This window comes from Microbacterium sp. F51-2R (assembly GCF_052180235.1).
Classification (GTDB): Bacteria; Actinomycetota; Actinomycetes; order Actinomycetales; family Microbacteriaceae; genus Microbacterium.
In genome coordinates this window covers 2,441,201-2,454,975 of record NZ_CP197470.1, presented here as the reverse complement: position 1 = coordinate 2,454,975, position 13,775 = coordinate 2,441,201, and the positions used below count along the sequence as shown (strand labels likewise).

At 70.1% G+C, this 13,775-nt stretch carries 13 protein-coding genes; 8 read left to right on the top strand and 5 right to left on the bottom strand.

The window, feature by feature from the left end; translation table 11 throughout:
• Window positions 1–71 precede the first annotated feature (71 nt).
• The 4 genes from purL to ACSBPH_RS10955 all read left to right on the top strand — a co-directional run bounded on the left by purL (window position 72) and on the right by ACSBPH_RS10955 (window position 4,716).
• On the top strand, window positions 72–2,441 hold the full coding sequence (gene purL / locus ACSBPH_RS10970; protein ID WP_442574373.1) for a phosphoribosylformylglycinamidine synthase subunit PurL: 2,370 nt from the start codon (window positions 72–74) through the stop codon (window positions 2,439–2,441).
• A gap of 54 nt (window positions 2,442–2,495) precedes the next feature.
• Window positions 2,496–2,630, top strand: coding sequence for a hypothetical protein (locus ACSBPH_RS10965; protein WP_442574372.1), 135 nt, complete (start codon window positions 2,496–2,498; stop codon window positions 2,628–2,630).
• A 96-nt stretch (window positions 2,631–2,726) separates the two neighbouring features.
• Window positions 2,727–3,725, top strand: coding sequence for a hypothetical protein (locus ACSBPH_RS10960; RefSeq protein WP_442574371.1), 999 nt, complete (start codon window positions 2,727–2,729; stop codon window positions 3,723–3,725).
• 52 nt (window positions 3,726–3,777) lie between these two features.
• Window positions 3,778–4,716: a hypothetical protein gene (locus ACSBPH_RS10955; RefSeq protein WP_442574370.1), complete on the top strand. Its 939-nt coding sequence runs from the start codon at window positions 3,778–3,780 to the stop codon at window positions 4,714–4,716.
• A gap of 32 nt (window positions 4,717–4,748) precedes the next feature.
• Here ACSBPH_RS10955 and ACSBPH_RS10950 read toward each other — a convergent pair whose 3' ends face one another.
• On the bottom strand, window positions 4,749–5,840 hold the full coding sequence (locus ACSBPH_RS10950; RefSeq protein ID WP_442574369.1) for a 1-acyl-sn-glycerol-3-phosphate acyltransferase: 1,092 nt from the start codon (window positions 5,838–5,840) through the stop codon (window positions 4,749–4,751).
• On the bottom strand, window positions 5,837–6,709 hold the full coding sequence (locus ACSBPH_RS10945) for a patatin-like phospholipase family protein (protein WP_442574368.1): 873 nt from the start codon (window positions 6,707–6,709) through the stop codon (window positions 5,837–5,839). The genes ACSBPH_RS10950 and ACSBPH_RS10945 overlap by 4 nt, the downstream gene beginning before the upstream one ends.
• 131 nt (window positions 6,710–6,840) lie before the next feature.
• Here ACSBPH_RS10945 and ACSBPH_RS10940 point away from each other — a divergent pair, with 131 nt between their 5' ends.
• Genes ACSBPH_RS10940 through ACSBPH_RS10930 form a run of 3 tightly spaced genes read left to right on the top strand, consistent with a single transcriptional unit; the run spans window position 6,841 to window position 8,836 of the window.
• Window positions 6,841–7,233: a GntR family transcriptional regulator gene (locus ACSBPH_RS10940; RefSeq protein WP_442577292.1), complete on the top strand. Its 393-nt coding sequence runs from the start codon at window positions 6,841–6,843 to the stop codon at window positions 7,231–7,233.
• A complete protein-coding gene (locus tag ACSBPH_RS10935; protein WP_442574367.1) occupies window positions 7,233–8,153 on the top strand; it encodes an ABC transporter ATP-binding protein in 921 nt (306 codons plus the stop codon). The genes ACSBPH_RS10940 and ACSBPH_RS10935 overlap by 1 nt, the downstream gene beginning before the upstream one ends.
• On the top strand, window positions 8,150–8,836 hold the full coding sequence (locus ACSBPH_RS10930) for a hypothetical protein (protein WP_442574366.1): 687 nt from the start codon (window positions 8,150–8,152) through the stop codon (window positions 8,834–8,836). Before ACSBPH_RS10935 ends, ACSBPH_RS10930 begins: the two co-directional genes overlap by 4 nt.
• A 73-nt stretch (window positions 8,837–8,909) precedes the next feature.
• On the opposite strand, the gene ACSBPH_RS10925 is transcribed toward ACSBPH_RS10930, so the two are convergent.
• Entirely contained in the window at window positions 8,910–9,206 is a 297-nt protein-coding gene (locus ACSBPH_RS10925) for a chorismate mutase (RefSeq protein WP_442574365.1), read from the bottom strand.
• A gap of 58 nt (window positions 9,207–9,264) precedes the next feature.
• Between ACSBPH_RS10925 and ACSBPH_RS10920 the strand changes: the two genes are divergently transcribed.
• Entirely contained in the window at window positions 9,265–10,500 is a 1,236-nt protein-coding gene (locus ACSBPH_RS10920; protein ID WP_442574364.1) for an AI-2E family transporter, read from the top strand.
• Here ACSBPH_RS10920 and ACSBPH_RS10915 read toward each other — a convergent pair.
• Window positions 10,491–13,046, bottom strand: coding sequence for a LuxR C-terminal-related transcriptional regulator (locus ACSBPH_RS10915; protein WP_442574363.1), 2,556 nt, complete (start codon window positions 13,044–13,046; stop codon window positions 10,491–10,493). The genes ACSBPH_RS10920 and ACSBPH_RS10915 overlap by 10 nt on opposite strands.
• A gap of 241 nt (window positions 13,047–13,287) precedes the next feature.
• On the bottom strand, window positions 13,288–13,680 hold the full coding sequence (locus ACSBPH_RS10910; RefSeq protein WP_442574362.1) for an SHOCT domain-containing protein: 393 nt from the start codon (window positions 13,678–13,680) through the stop codon (window positions 13,288–13,290).
• Window positions 13,681–13,775: the final 95 nt, after the last annotated feature.

Sequence of the window (13,775 nt, the reverse complement as noted above, 5' to 3'; positions counted from 1 at the left end):
GACGCGGACTGCACCCCCGCCCCAAGTAGACTGGACGGCGTCCGGCACCCTCGATCCAGGAGTTCAGCCGCGTGACCACCCCCGCTTCTTCGGCATCGGCCGAGGCATCCGTCCGTCCCGTCGCCGACACCGTCTCGCACGCCGAGGCGACGCCCGAGAAGGAGCAGCCGTACGCGGCGCTCGGTCTCAAGCCAGACGAGTACCAGCAGATCAAGAGCATCCTGGGACGCCGGCCCACCTCGGGCGAGCTCGCGATGTACTCCGTCATGTGGTCGGAGCACTGCTCGTACAAGTCGTCGAAGATCTACCTCCGCACCTTCGGGGAGAAGGTCTCCGAGCAGATGAAGGAACGGCTCATGGTCGGCATGGGCCAGAATGCCGGCGTCGTCGACATCGGCGAGGGCTGGGCCGTGACCTTCAAGGTCGAGTCGCACAACCACCCGAGCTACATCGAGCCGTTCCAGGGCGCCGCGACGGGCGTCGGCGGCATCGTCCGCGACATCATCTCGATGGGCGCGCGTCCCGTCGCCGTCATGGACCAGCTGCGCTTCGGCGCCATCGACGACCCCGACACCGCCCGCGTCGTGCACGGCGTCGTCAGCGGGATCTCGTTCTACGGCAACTGCCTCGGCCTTCCCAACATCGGCGGCGAGACGGTCTTCGACTCCGTCTACCAGGGCAACCCCCTCGTCAACGCCCTCGCGGTGGGCGTGCTGCGCCACGAAGACCTCAAGCTCGCCAACGCCTCGGGCGCCGGCAACCAGGTCGTGCTCTTCGGCGCCCGCACCGGCGGCGACGGCATCGGCGGAGCATCCATCCTCGCCTCCGACACCTTCTCGGAGGGCGGGCCCACCAAGCGCCCCGCCGTCCAGGTGGGCGACCCCTTCGCCGAGAAGGTGCTCATCGAGTGCTGCCTCGAGCTCTACAAGGGCGAGCTCGTCGAGGCCATCCAGGACCTCGGCGCCGCCGGCATCTCGTGCGCGACCTCCGAGCTCGCCGCGAACGGCGGATCGGGCATGCGCGTCGACCTCGAGAAGGTGCTGCTGCGCGACCCCTCGCTCACGCCGGAGGAGATCCTCATGAGCGAGAGCCAGGAGCGCATGATGGCCATCGTCGCGCCCGAGAAGCTCGACGCCTTCCTCGCCGTGACGAAGAAGTGGGATGTCGAGACCTCCGTGCTCGGCGAGGTCACCGGTGACGGGCGACTCCAGATCTTCTGGCACGGCGAGCAGATCGTCGACGTCGACCCCTCGACCGTCGCGGTCGACGGCCCGGTCTACGAGCGCCCCGTCGCCTACCCGACGTGGATCGATGCCCTCCGCGACGACTCCGCCTCGGCCCTCCCGCGGTCCACCGACCCCGAGACCCTCCGCGCCCAGTTCACGCAGCTCGTCGCGAGCCCCAACCTCGCCGACACCGACTGGATCACCAACCAGTACGACCGCTACGTCATGGGCAACACGGCCCTGTCGTTCCCCGACGACGCCGGCATGGTGCGCGTCGACGAGAACTCCGGCCTCGGCTTCGCGATCGCCACCGACTGCAACGGCCGCTTCTGCCAGCTCGACCCGTACCAGGGCGCCAAGCTCGCCCTCGCGGAGGCGTACCGCAACGTCGCCGTGACCGGCGCGGTGCCCACGGCCGTGACGGACTGCCTGAACTTCGGCTCGCCCGAGAACCCCGAGGTCATGTGGCAGTTCTCGCAGGCGGTCGACGGCCTCGCCGACGGATGCCTCGAGCTCGGCGTCCCGGTCACGGGCGGCAACGTCTCGTTCTACAACCAGACCGGCGATGTGCCGATCTTCCCGACGCCCGTCGTCGGCGTCCTCGGCATCATCGACGACGTCGCCCGGCGAATCCCCTCGGGCTGGCAGGACGAGGGCGAGAACATCTACCTCCTCGGCGTCACGGCCACCGAGCTCAGCGGCTCGGCATGGGCGGGCACGGTGCACGGGCACCTCGGCGGCCGCCCGCCCGCGGTCGACCTCGACGCCGAGAAGCGTCTCGCGGAGCTGCTGCACGCGGCATCCCTCCAGTCCCTCGTCTCGAGCGCTCACGACCTGTCGTCGGGCGGTCTCGCACAGGCCCTCACCGAGGCCACCATGCGCTTCGGCGTCGGCGCGCGGGTCTGGCTCACCGAGATCATGGAGCGGGATGGAGTGGATGCCGCGACCGCCCTGTTCTCGGAGTCCACGGGCCGCGTCATCGTCAGCGTCCCGCGCGAGGACGACGTGAAGTTCCGGGGGCTCTGCGAGGGGCGCGGCTATCCCGTGCTGCGCATCGGCGTGACCGACGCTCCCGTCGACGGCGAGCCCGCCCTCGAAGTGCAGGACCTCTTCACGCTTCCGCTCGCCGAGCTGCGCGACCTGTCGAAGGCGACGCTTCCCGCCGCCTTCGGACCCACCGTCGCCGAGCCCGCCGGCACGCGCGGCACCGCCTGACTCGGGCCTCGGCCGCGATGGGCGAGCGCGCGCTGCCCGCTTAGACTTGCTGCCATGTCCCACGACGACGAGTACGCCGGGTTCCAGGATGCGCGGCAGCGCCGCGTGAAGATGACGGCGTGGATCGTCATCGTGAGCCTCATCCTCGTGGGGGGCGGGGCGACCGTCCTCGCCCTGCTGTTCGGCTGACCCGGCTGCTCTGAAGGGCCGCCCGTCCGCATCCCCGCGGGCACGGTTTCGGCTGATCCCCAGCCGCGGCGACGGTGCGCGGGCTACCATGGCCGCGTGGATCCGCTGTGGGCGATGATCGCCGAGCTGTGGTGGATCGTGCCGGTCACGACCGGGGCGGGGGTGATTGCGATGCTCGGACTTCGGCATCAGCGCGCGGTCGACGCACGTCGGCTGGAGTACGACGCGGCCAGACTCGAACTGCACGATGCGCGCGCACGCGCGTGGTCGACGCGCAGCGCGCTCAAGCTCGCGCGCGCCGAGCTCATGCGTGTGCAGGCCGAGCGGGCAGCCGGCCGGTCCTCGGTCGCCGAGGTCGCGTCCGCTCGCCAGGGCCTCGCGCTGGCGCAGCGCGACGTACGCGCCTCGTCGGCCGACGTGCGCCTGCGCCGCGCGCGCGTCAGCGCCGCACGCGCGGGTCTCGCCGCGACGACCGACCCCGCCCACCGCCCGCTCGCGCAGGTCATGGCGATGCACGACGACATCACGCAGCGGTGGCTCGCGTACGAGACCGATCCCGCGCGCCTGATCGTCTTCCCCGGCATGAGCGACGGACGCGTCCCCGCGACCGCGGTCTACCTCACGGCGCGCGCCGAGGCGCAGCGCCTGCGCCCGGCCTCGCCGCAGGCACGTATGACTCCGCTGGAATACGTCGCCTACCGCAACGCCGTGACCGAGGTCGCCCGCACCTTCGAGTCCGCCGAGCAGGTCGCGTGGCGTGAGGCGCGCGCGGCGGGGATGGTGCCGCCCGAGCCGAAGCCCGAACCCGCGGCCGCGTGGTCGGCCGCCGCGCAGCAGTTCATCGAGCGCTCCAGCGCCGCGATCGCGTGGGCAACCGACAGCGCCGCGACGGTCGCCGCCATCGCGCAGCGCCTCAACGACGCCACGACGCCGCGCGCCGCCAGGACGACTCCCGCACCGCAGGCTCAGAGGACGGATGCCGCGTCCCCGCCCGCTGCGCCGCGTGCCGCGCAGCCCGCGCCGGCGCCGACGCGCGAGCCGGGGCATCCGCTCTGGCCCGTTCCTTCGCGCACGCCGCACCGCCCCGCTTCCTGACGGTCGACTGACTCTCCGCACGCGCGGGGCGCGGCACGGTTAGCATGACAGGGTGCAGCCCGTGTTCGAGTTCATCGGCGGGTACTGGTGGCTCGTCTTCCCACTCTTCGGCGTGCTGGCCTCCGTCGGCAGCGCCTGGGAGCGTGGCGCGCGCCGCCGGCACAAGCGGCGCCTGGAGGTGCTGCACGCCAAGGCCGAGCTGAAGGCCGCCCAGGCCGCCGCGCGCGGGCGCACCGCCTACCCCGTCACGGGGTCGGTCGCGCAGCAGCTGTCCGACGCACCTGCCGCCCCGGCCGCGCGCGACGGACACGTCTCGGCGCCGGCGAGCCAGCTCGAGCGCCTCTTCGCCGCCCACGACGCCGTCACGGCGCGCTGGCTGGAGTACGAGCTCGACGTCGCCAAGCTCATCGCCTTCCCGGCGATGAGCGACGGCCGGCAGCCCCTCACCGCCGCGTTCCTGCGCGCCAAGAAGGTCGCCGACGGCCTGCGTCCGCCGACCCCGAAGACGAAGCTCACGAAGGCCCAGCTCACGGAGTACCGCGACGCCGTCACCGACTACGAGGTCGCCTTCGACGTCGCCGAGCGCGACGCCCGGCGCATCAAGGATTCCGGCTTCACCGAGGTCGAGCGCAAGCGCCTCGACACCGCCAAGCAGCTCCTCACCATCGCGATCGATCAGGCCGCGACCCCCGCCGAGCGCCAGCTCGCCTACAAGCGCGTGCGCGAAGAGCTCGACGGGCTCATCTCGCTCTCCGACGAAGCGGTCGTCGTGCTCGAGAAGCAGGTCGCGCTCGAGCTGACCGCCGGAGGGACGGATGCCGAGGCATCCGTCGCCCCCGAACCCCTGCGCGCCCCCGCGCCGCAACCCGCTCCGGAGCCTCAGCGGGCTCCTGTGCCCGGTGCCGTCCACCCGGGGCAGACCTGGCCCGTGCCGTCGCGCACGACCGAGACCGCCCCCGGCCGCATCGTCCGGCCCAAGCCCCGGCCCTGACGGCTCGCCCCGACGGCGCAGCGCCCGGATCCTCACGCGAGCGGCGTCACTCCGGCCTTCTCGTCGATCGGCGTCTGAGCCGCGATCCACCCGTCGATCCGCTCGAACCAGCCGAACAGCCACTCGGCCTGCGCGTCGCGATCCTCGGGGATCTCGCTCCGGGGCACACGCCAGCCCCGCATCGTGATGCGCTTGTCCATCGGCAGCTCGCGCCAGATGTCGGCCATCGTGACGAGACGGTCGAGCCCCGTGTGCGCGATGAAGACGACATCGGCGCCGGCGGATGCCTCGAGCGCCGCGAACATGCCTCCCGGCTGCGGCGGCATGACGTGGATCATGGCCTCGGCGCGCGCCGCGAGCGCCGTACGCCCGGAGGCGCGGAGCCGGTCGATGCGGCTCCGCCGGCGGGTCGAGGTGACATTGCCGCCCTCGGGGAAGATGACGAACGCGTCGTCGGGGCCGAGGTCGGTCGCGAGGTCGCGGAGGCTGTCTTCGACGCCGCGTCCGCCCCCCTTCGCCTTTCCGCCGAAGCCCGACGGGACGATGAAGCGCGTCGGGATGCGGTTGAGCAGCACGTCGATCGCGGGGTCCCACTGCATCGTGTACTTCAGCACGATCCTGGGGCGTCGGGCGACCTCGTTGAGGAGCGTGTGGATGAGGATGAACGAGTCGCCCGGGCCCGCGTGCCTGCTCGCGACGACCAGGGGCGTGCCGGGGGCGAAGAGCGCATCGAACGCGGCGGTCGCGGCATCCGGATCCTCCGTCTCGCCGGCCGATGTCACGATCGCCAGCCGCAGCACAGAACCGAAGATCTCGAACAGGATCTCGAGCCCGCGAGCGCCGATGCGGTAGTGGGCCGCGCGGAAAGCGGGCGTGTCGAGCTTCCAGCCGAAGCCCGATGCGATCCACAGGGCGAACATCACGACGAGGAGGGCGGAGTCCCACAGGAGGTAGACAGTCACCAGCCACAGCACGCGCGGAAGGCGGAACCTCCCGGGCACGAGGGAGGTGAGGCCGATGGCCCCGAGCAGCCACAGCGGGATCGTCACGACGAGCAGCAGCGCCACGACGATCACGAGGGGGGCCAGGATGACGCGGCGCACCCACTTCGGCGGCAGCTTCACGTGGGCTCCCCCGCCGAGCCCTGCGCGGTGGCCAGCGGCGGCATCCCGCGCTCGAAGAGGAAGTCCCGCGTCGCCTCATGCGCGCGGTCGATGCGCTGCTCGAGGGTGTCGAGCCGGCGATAGGCCCGGATCGAATCGTCGCCCTCGAGAGAGCCGCCGCTGGGCAGCACGTAGAGGTCGACGCCCTCGGGGAGCGTCGCGAGGTCGCGCGCGAAGCGGTGCCGCCGCGCGATCTCGAACGCGACGCGTGCCGTGTCGACGGCCGACTTCGGCACGACGAGCGGAGTCTCGACGCGCCCGACCTGCAGCACGAAGATCGTCTGCGCTCCCGCCGCGACGGACTGCTCGATGGGGATCGAGTTGACGATGCCGCCGTCCATGTAGTGCTCGCCGTCGATCGCCGTCGGCGGGAGGAGTCCCGGGACGGATGCCGAGGCCAGGATCGCGTCGATGAGCGGCCCGGAGTCGAAGACGTGCTCGGCGGCGCGCTCGATGCTCGCGGCGACGACCTGCAGCGGCACCGCGAGGTCTTCGAATCGGGCAGCGCCGCCGAGGCTGTGCTCGAGCAGCACGCGCAGCGGGAGCGGCGAATTCAGGTGCGTCTTCGTCTTGACCAGGCGCCCGAGCTGACTCATGAGCGAGTCGCCGTAGACGGCGCTCGCCTCGGGAGACGTCCACGCGTGCATGAGCGTGTCGATGACGCCGAGGCTCGGGTCCTTCGCGACGAGGGCGCCGTTGATCGCGCCGATCGAGGTGCCGACGACGAGATCGGGGCGCACGCCCGCCTCGAAGAGCGCGCGGATCATGCCGATCTCGACGGCGCCCCGCACGCCTCCCCCACCGAGCACGAAGGCGATCGGCTGCTGCATGCTGCGACTCCCTTCGTCACAGCGAACCTATTGGCGGCGCCGAGTCACGGTCAACGCAACGGCGCTTGACATCTCGGCTTTCCCTGTTGCATGGTTAGTTGCTCAAGTAACTAACCACAGGGGTGGACACCGTGATCGAAGAAGGCAGGGCGCTCTTCCTGCAGATCGCAGAGAGCGTCGAGGACGCCATCGTCGACGGGTCGCTGACCGAAGAGAGCCAGGCGCCGTCCACGAACGAGCTCGCCTCCTTCTACCGCATCAACCCCGCCACGGCCGCGAAGGGAATCGCCATGCTCGTCGACAAGGGCGTGCTGTACAAGCGGCGCGGGATCGGGATGTTCGTCGCCCCCGGCGCTCGCGCCACCCTCCTCGACGAGCGCCGTTCCGCGTTCGCCGATCGCTACGTCCAACCCCTCCTCGCTGAGGCCCGCAAGCTCGGCCTGGGCCCCGAGGAGCTGGCTCAACTCGTCCGCGAGCGCGCCTCGGCGCCGGTCGCGGCATCCGCCTCCGAAGGAAGGGCATGATGACCACTCCGACCGAGACCGTCATCGAGGTCGCCGGACTCACCAAGCGCTATCGCGACACCGTCGCGGTCGACGACGTGAGCTTCGCGATCGAGAAGGACAGGATCTACGGCCTCCTCGGCCGCAACGGCGCCGGCAAGACGACCGTCATGTCGATCCTGACGGCGCAGAACTTCGCGACGTCGGGCGATGTACGCGTCTTCGGCCAGCACCCGTACGAGAACGCCAAGGTGCTGCGCCGCATGTGCTTCGTCCGCGAGAGCCAGCGCTACCCCGACGATGCCCTGCCCTCGCACGCCTTCGCGACGGCGCGGCTCTTCTTCCCGCGGTGGAACCAGGAGCTCGCCGACCGGCTCGTCGCCGACTTCCAGCTGCCGATGCGCAAGCGCATCAAGAAGCTCTCGCGCGGACAGCTCTCGGCCGTCGGCGTCATCATCGGCATCGCCTCGCGCGCCGAGATCACCTTCTTCGATGAGCCCTACCTCGGGCTCGACGCCGTCGCACGCCAGATCTTCTACGACCGCCTGCTCGAGGACTACACGGAGGCGCCTCGCACGGTCATCCTGTCGAGCCACCTCATCGACGAGGTCGCGAACCTCATCGAGAGGGTGCTCGTGATCGATCGCGGGCGCATCCTCATGAACGAGGAGACGGATGCCGTGCGGGACCGCGCCGCGAACATCGTCGGTGAGACGGCCGCGGTCGAGGCGTTCGTCCGCGGTCGTGAGGTGATCCACCGCGAGAGTCTCGGCCACGTCTCGTCTGTCACGGTGCTCGGCGCCCTCACCGACGACGACCGCCGCGAGGTCGCCGCCTCGGGCCTGGACATCGCGCCGGTCTCGCTGCAGCAGCTCATCGTCCGCACGACGCAGCACGCGAACGGCGAACACCCCTCGACACAGGAAGGAGCGCTCCGATGAACCGTACGCTCAACGTCATCCGCATGCAGTTGGTCAACCGGCAGACCTTCGTCTGGATGCCGCTCATCATCCTCGGCGGCAGCTTCGCCCTGTCGATGCTCGTCTACGCGATGATCCCCGTCGACGCCCCCAAGTACGGCGGGGCCGCGCAGGCGCCGCTCTGGTACCTCCTCGCGGTCGGCATCCAGGCGCTCACGATGACATTTCCGTTCTCGCAGGCGATGAGCGTCACGCGGCGGGAGTTCTACCTCGGGACGCTCCTCACCTCGGGGCTGGCCGCCGTGCTCCTGGCCGCCATCTACATGATCGGCGGACTCGTCGAGCAGGCGACGACCGGCTGGGGGCTGAACGGCTACTACTTCTACCTGCCGTGGGTCTGGCAGGCGGGCGCCTTCGGCGCGGGCTTCTTCTACGCCGTCATGGCAATGCTGCTGTTCATCGTGGGCTTCTGGGCGGCCACCATCTACAAGCGCTTCGGGGGCACGGTGCTCACGATCGTGCTCGTGAGCCTGGGCTTCCTCTTCGTCGGACTGCTGTGGCTCGCCATCCGTGCGGACATGTGGGACGAGATCTGGACGTGGGTGGCCACGGCCGGCGTCGTGGGCACCACGGCATGGTCGCTCGTCCTGGCCGCCGTGCTGGCCGGCATCGCCTTCCTCACGCTCCGGCGGACGGTCCCGTAGCCGTTTCGATGACGGATGCCTCGTCCCGGGCGGGGCGAGGCATCCGTCCTCGAAGCGGACGGGCGAAGAGGCCTCAGCGGCCGTCGGCCGCGGCGGTGTGGTGGCGGATGACCTCGGCGACGACGAAGTTGAACCACTTCTCGGCGAACTCGGGGTCGAGGTCGGCGTCGTGGGAGAGCGCCCGCAGCCGCGCGATCTGCTGCTCCTCGCGGGCGGGGTCGGATGCCGGCATCCCGTGCTCGGCCTTGAGATCGCCGACCTGCTTGGTGCAGCGGAAGCGTTCGGCCAGCATGAAGACCAGTGCCGCGTCGATGTTGTCGATGCTGCTGCGCAGACGCAGCAGGGTCTGCGTCGGATCCTCGCCTGTCATGGGTGGTCCTCCTCGTCACTCGACAATATCGCGCGGGACGGGGCCCTAGAGTGTGGCCATGACCGAAGCAGTCGAGAGCGCCCGCCCGCTCGCCGTCGACCCTGCGGCGGGAACCGACGCGGGGGAGTCCTTCGCCGACGAGATCATCCCCGCAGTGATCATCGACAAGCCGCAGCGGGAGATCTGGACCAACGTCGGGCACCCGTTCGCGACAGGTCTCATCCTCACGATCGGCGGCCTCGTCGCCTTCGCCCTCGGCGTCGCGTTCATCAACCTGTCGACCATCGTGATCTACATCGTGATGGCGCTGTTCGTCGCGCTCGCGCTGGATCCCGTGGTGAAGCGCCTCGAACGGCACCGGATCTCACGGCCGTGGGGCATCGTCATCGTCTACGGCACTTTCGGGATCATCGTCATCCTGCTGCTGTGGTTCCTCATCCCGGCGCTGTTCGAGCAGGGTCAGGCGCTCATCCAGAACATCCCGTCGCTCATCGCCGAGTTCCAGAAGTCCGACACCTACGGGTGGCTGCAGGATACCTTCGGCGCGCAGGCCGGCGACATGCTCCAGCAGGTGCAGGCGTTCTTCACGAACCCCGCGAACCTCGCGGCCATCGGCGGCGGGATCGTCAAGCTGGGCGTCAACATCGGCCTGGCGATCTCGGGCCTGCTCATCATCGTGGTGCTGAGCCTCTACTTCCTCGCGGGTCTTCCCGCCATGAAGGTCGCCTTCGCGCAGCTCACCCCCGCCCACAGCCGGCCCACCGTGACGAGCCTCACGAACCAGATCACCGACTCGATCGGCGGCTACCTCACCGGCATGGTGATCCTGGCCTTCTTCAACTCGGTCGTGGGCCTCATCCTCCACCTCGTGCTCGGGCTGCCGTTCCCCTTCCTCATGGCGGTCGCGGCCTTCTGCATCACGCTGATCCCGCTGATCGGCTCGGTCTGCTACCTGATCTTCGCGACCTTCCTCGCACTGTTCTCCGACCCCGTGTCGGCGCTCATCTTCTGCGTCGTGTACCTCATCTACATCCAGGTCGAGGCATACGTCCTGACCCCCCGCGTCATGAACAAGACGGTCTCGGTGCCCGGCGCCCTCGTCGTCATCGGCGCGCTCGTCGGCGGCACGCTGCTGGGCCTTCTCGGCGCGCTCGTCGCGATCCCGGTGACCGCCTCGATCCTGCTGATCATCAAGCAGATCTTCATACCGCGTCAGGACGCGAAGATCCGCACGTCTCACGCGACGGATGCCGCGCCCCGCCCGCGCCGAGCGGACGGCGTCGCTCAGGTGTAGCGACGCAGCGCCTCGCGGCGAGAGGTCACACCGAGCTTGCGGTAGATCGAGCGCTGGTGCGTCTTGACCGTGTTGACCGAGACGCCCAGCCGCTCGGCGATCTCGATCGTGGTGAGCGTCGTGCGCAGCTGCTCGAAGACGTCGCGCTCGCGCTCGGAGAGCACGGCGAGCGCCGAGCTCGCCGACACGGGGCGCAGGCACGACAGGAGGAACTCCTCGTAGTCCGTGCCCCACGCGACGTGCGCGCCGAGCAGTTCACGCAGATCGGGATCGTCGTCGGAGAATGGCGAGCGGATGAGCTCGGTCGCCGCGGCATCCAGGGCCTGCTCACACAGCTCGTGCGCCGCTTCGAGCTGGCCGTTGGACCAATGCGCGAGGGCGTTGGTCGTCAGCATCGCGACGCGGACGTACGAGATCCCCGCGAACGCCTTGAGGGTACGCAGCACCGCGAGCGCCTCGGAGTAGGCGCCCGCCCGGCGCAGGATGCCCGCCACGTGCACGGCGATGATCGGCATGGCGCTCTCACCTGCGAGCCCGCGGGCGATCTCGAGCGCGCGATCCCGATGTCCGACCGCCTCTTCGAGGAGGGCGATGGCGGTCAGGCGGAATTTCGGCCAGTGGACGCCCTGCACCTCGGTGCGCGGGAGGAACTGCAGTTCGAGCGCCGCCCTCCGGCACTGCCGGGCATCACCCGATGCCGCGGCCGCCAACGAGAGCATGACGCGCGCGAGATCGGCGAAGACGCCGTGGGGAGAGCCGAAGACGATCACGCGGCGGAACTCGTCCTCTGCGCTCTCGAGGTCGTGGGCCCAGTACGCGGCCACGCCCGCGGCGACGGCGCCACTGCCGCCCACGTAGGCGATCCAGCCCGTCGTCTCGACCTCCTGCATGTCGACGGTGGCGAGCACCGCGCGGGCGTCGTTGAGCCGCCCCGCCCACGTCAGCCCGTACGCGAGCACGCCCGTGGCACGCGCGGCGAGCGGTCGGTCGCCGATGGCCGTCGCCTCGCGCACGGCGAGCTCGAGCGTCTCGATCGTGCGGTCGGGGTGCATGCGGTGGCGTATCTCGGTCCACCCCAGCACGAAGCAGATGGCCGCGTGCTCGCGCGGCGACACCGACCGGGTGTCGAGCAGACGCGTCCGCACCGGCGCGAGTGCGACGCCGAGCTCCTCGCGGTCGTCGAGGAAGAACAGGCGGGCGATATCGAGGGCGCGCATGGCATCCTCGTCGGCCAGGTCGAGTTCGGCCTGCGCGCGCAGGTAGAGGTCGCGCGCCCATCGGTGTTCGCCGAGTACATCGCGCGCACAGGCGCGGATGAGGGCGATGGCGGGCGTCTCGGCCCGCGACGGCGGCAGGCTCAGGCAGGCACGGTCGAGCGCCGCGGCGGAGTTCAGCACGATGAGCCCGACCCAGGAGTCGAGGATGACACGCTCGGCGCGGGCGGCATCGCCCACGGCGAGCAGGTGATCGACGGCCTCCAGCGGTCGCGTCGAGGCCAGCAGCTCGGCCGCACGCGAGCGCAGCTCGGCGAGTCGCTGCGGATCGCTCTCGGCCAGCAGCTCGCGACAGTAGCGCGCGAAGAGCGAGTGCCACTGATACACGGGGCCGTCAGGACCCTCAATCCTGTCGAGGAAGAGCCCCAGGCGCCGGCACTGCTCCAGCAGCCGGCCGCCGTCGGAGCGATCGGTGAGCTGCTCGGCGACCCGTGGCGTGAGCTGGTCGGTGACGGATGCCTCGGTCACGAACCGGGCGAGCTCGGGTGAGAGTCCCGACAGCACGACGTCGCGGACGTACTCCTGCATGAGGCCCGAGGTGTGGTGCAGCGCTCCGCCTCGAGGCGGGTTGCGGGATATGAGGGCTAGGCGCACGGCGATCGGCCAGCCACCGGTCTCGGCGTGCACGGCGGCGGGATCGAGCGTGCTCTCCATCGCCGTCGCCAACGCAGCGACCTCCAGCTCGTCGAAGGCGAGGGCTTCCGCCCCGATGACCGATTCCGGGCGACTCAACACCAAGCGCGGCACCCTGAGCTCGAGGGACGTCGTTCCGACCAGGACGATGTGCAGCGCCGACGGCGTGTGCTCGACGAGCCCCGCCAGCAGCCCCGACTCGAGACTCCCGCCGGCGCGCTGCGCGTCGTCGATCACAAGCACGATCGGCTCGAGCATCTCGCTGAGCGCCGCCTCGAGGCGGTGCCGCAGGTCGACGCGCTCGTTCTCGGCCACAAGACCGAAGGGGTCGGAGGCCACGACGCGCTCCCGTGGCACGACGGACTCGATCGCCGCTACGACGGCGGCGTCGACGGTGTCTTCCTCGGCCGGTGCGAGGGCGACCCACGCCACCAGGTGCGGGGTGTGCTCGGCCCAGCTGCTGACGACCGTCGTCTTGCCGAAACCGCTCGGAGCAGTGACGATCGCGACCGGCGACTCGTCGACGATCTCATCGAGCGTCTCGAGGAGAGCGGGCCGTGACAGGCTGACCGGCTGGCGCGTCGGCGGCTGATGCCGGGTCCAGGCCCGTGACGACAGTGCACTCGACGGCAGCGTCATCCGCCCTCCTTCCACCCCGAGGAAGCGGTGTTCGAAATGGCGAGGATCGAGCACCGGCGAATTGACACGCACGACTTGCCCGCCGGAACGGATTCGACTGTACGCCTCTCGCAGGGCTGACTCTACAACGCATGAAAGGTGACTGAAGCGAACATCCGCGGAAGCGTCACGAAGCGGAATGCGACAAGAAGACCCCCGGCGCGAGGCCGAGGGTCTTCTTCGTCGCGATGCGGCGGGCCGATCAGGCGAGGGCGCGGGCCTTCAAGTGGTCGTACTCCGACTGCGTGATCGTGCCGGCCTTCAGCAGCTCGGAGGCCTTCGCGATCTCGTCGGCGGGGCTCGCTCCCGAACCCGCCACCGACTGGATGTAGGCCTGCGTCGCCTGCTGCTGACGCTTGGCGTCGGCGAGGGCGCGCTCCTGCATGCCGCGCCCGCGCGCGATCAGGTAGATCAGCGCGGTGAGGAACGGAACGAAGATCAGGAAGACGACCCAGAGCGCCTTCCACCAGCCGTTGAGCTTGTGGTCGCGGAACAGATCGCTGAAGATCGTGATCAGGACGAACAGGTACGCGACGAAGGCGAAGATCCAGAGGAACCACCAGATCACGTCCCAGAAGTTGCTCCACAGATTCATGCGCATTCCTCCCGAGGATGACTTTTCCGCGGATTCACCGTCCGCTGCTTCATTCTGTTGCGCGCATGAACGGGGCGCCGTGCCCTTCACCCGTG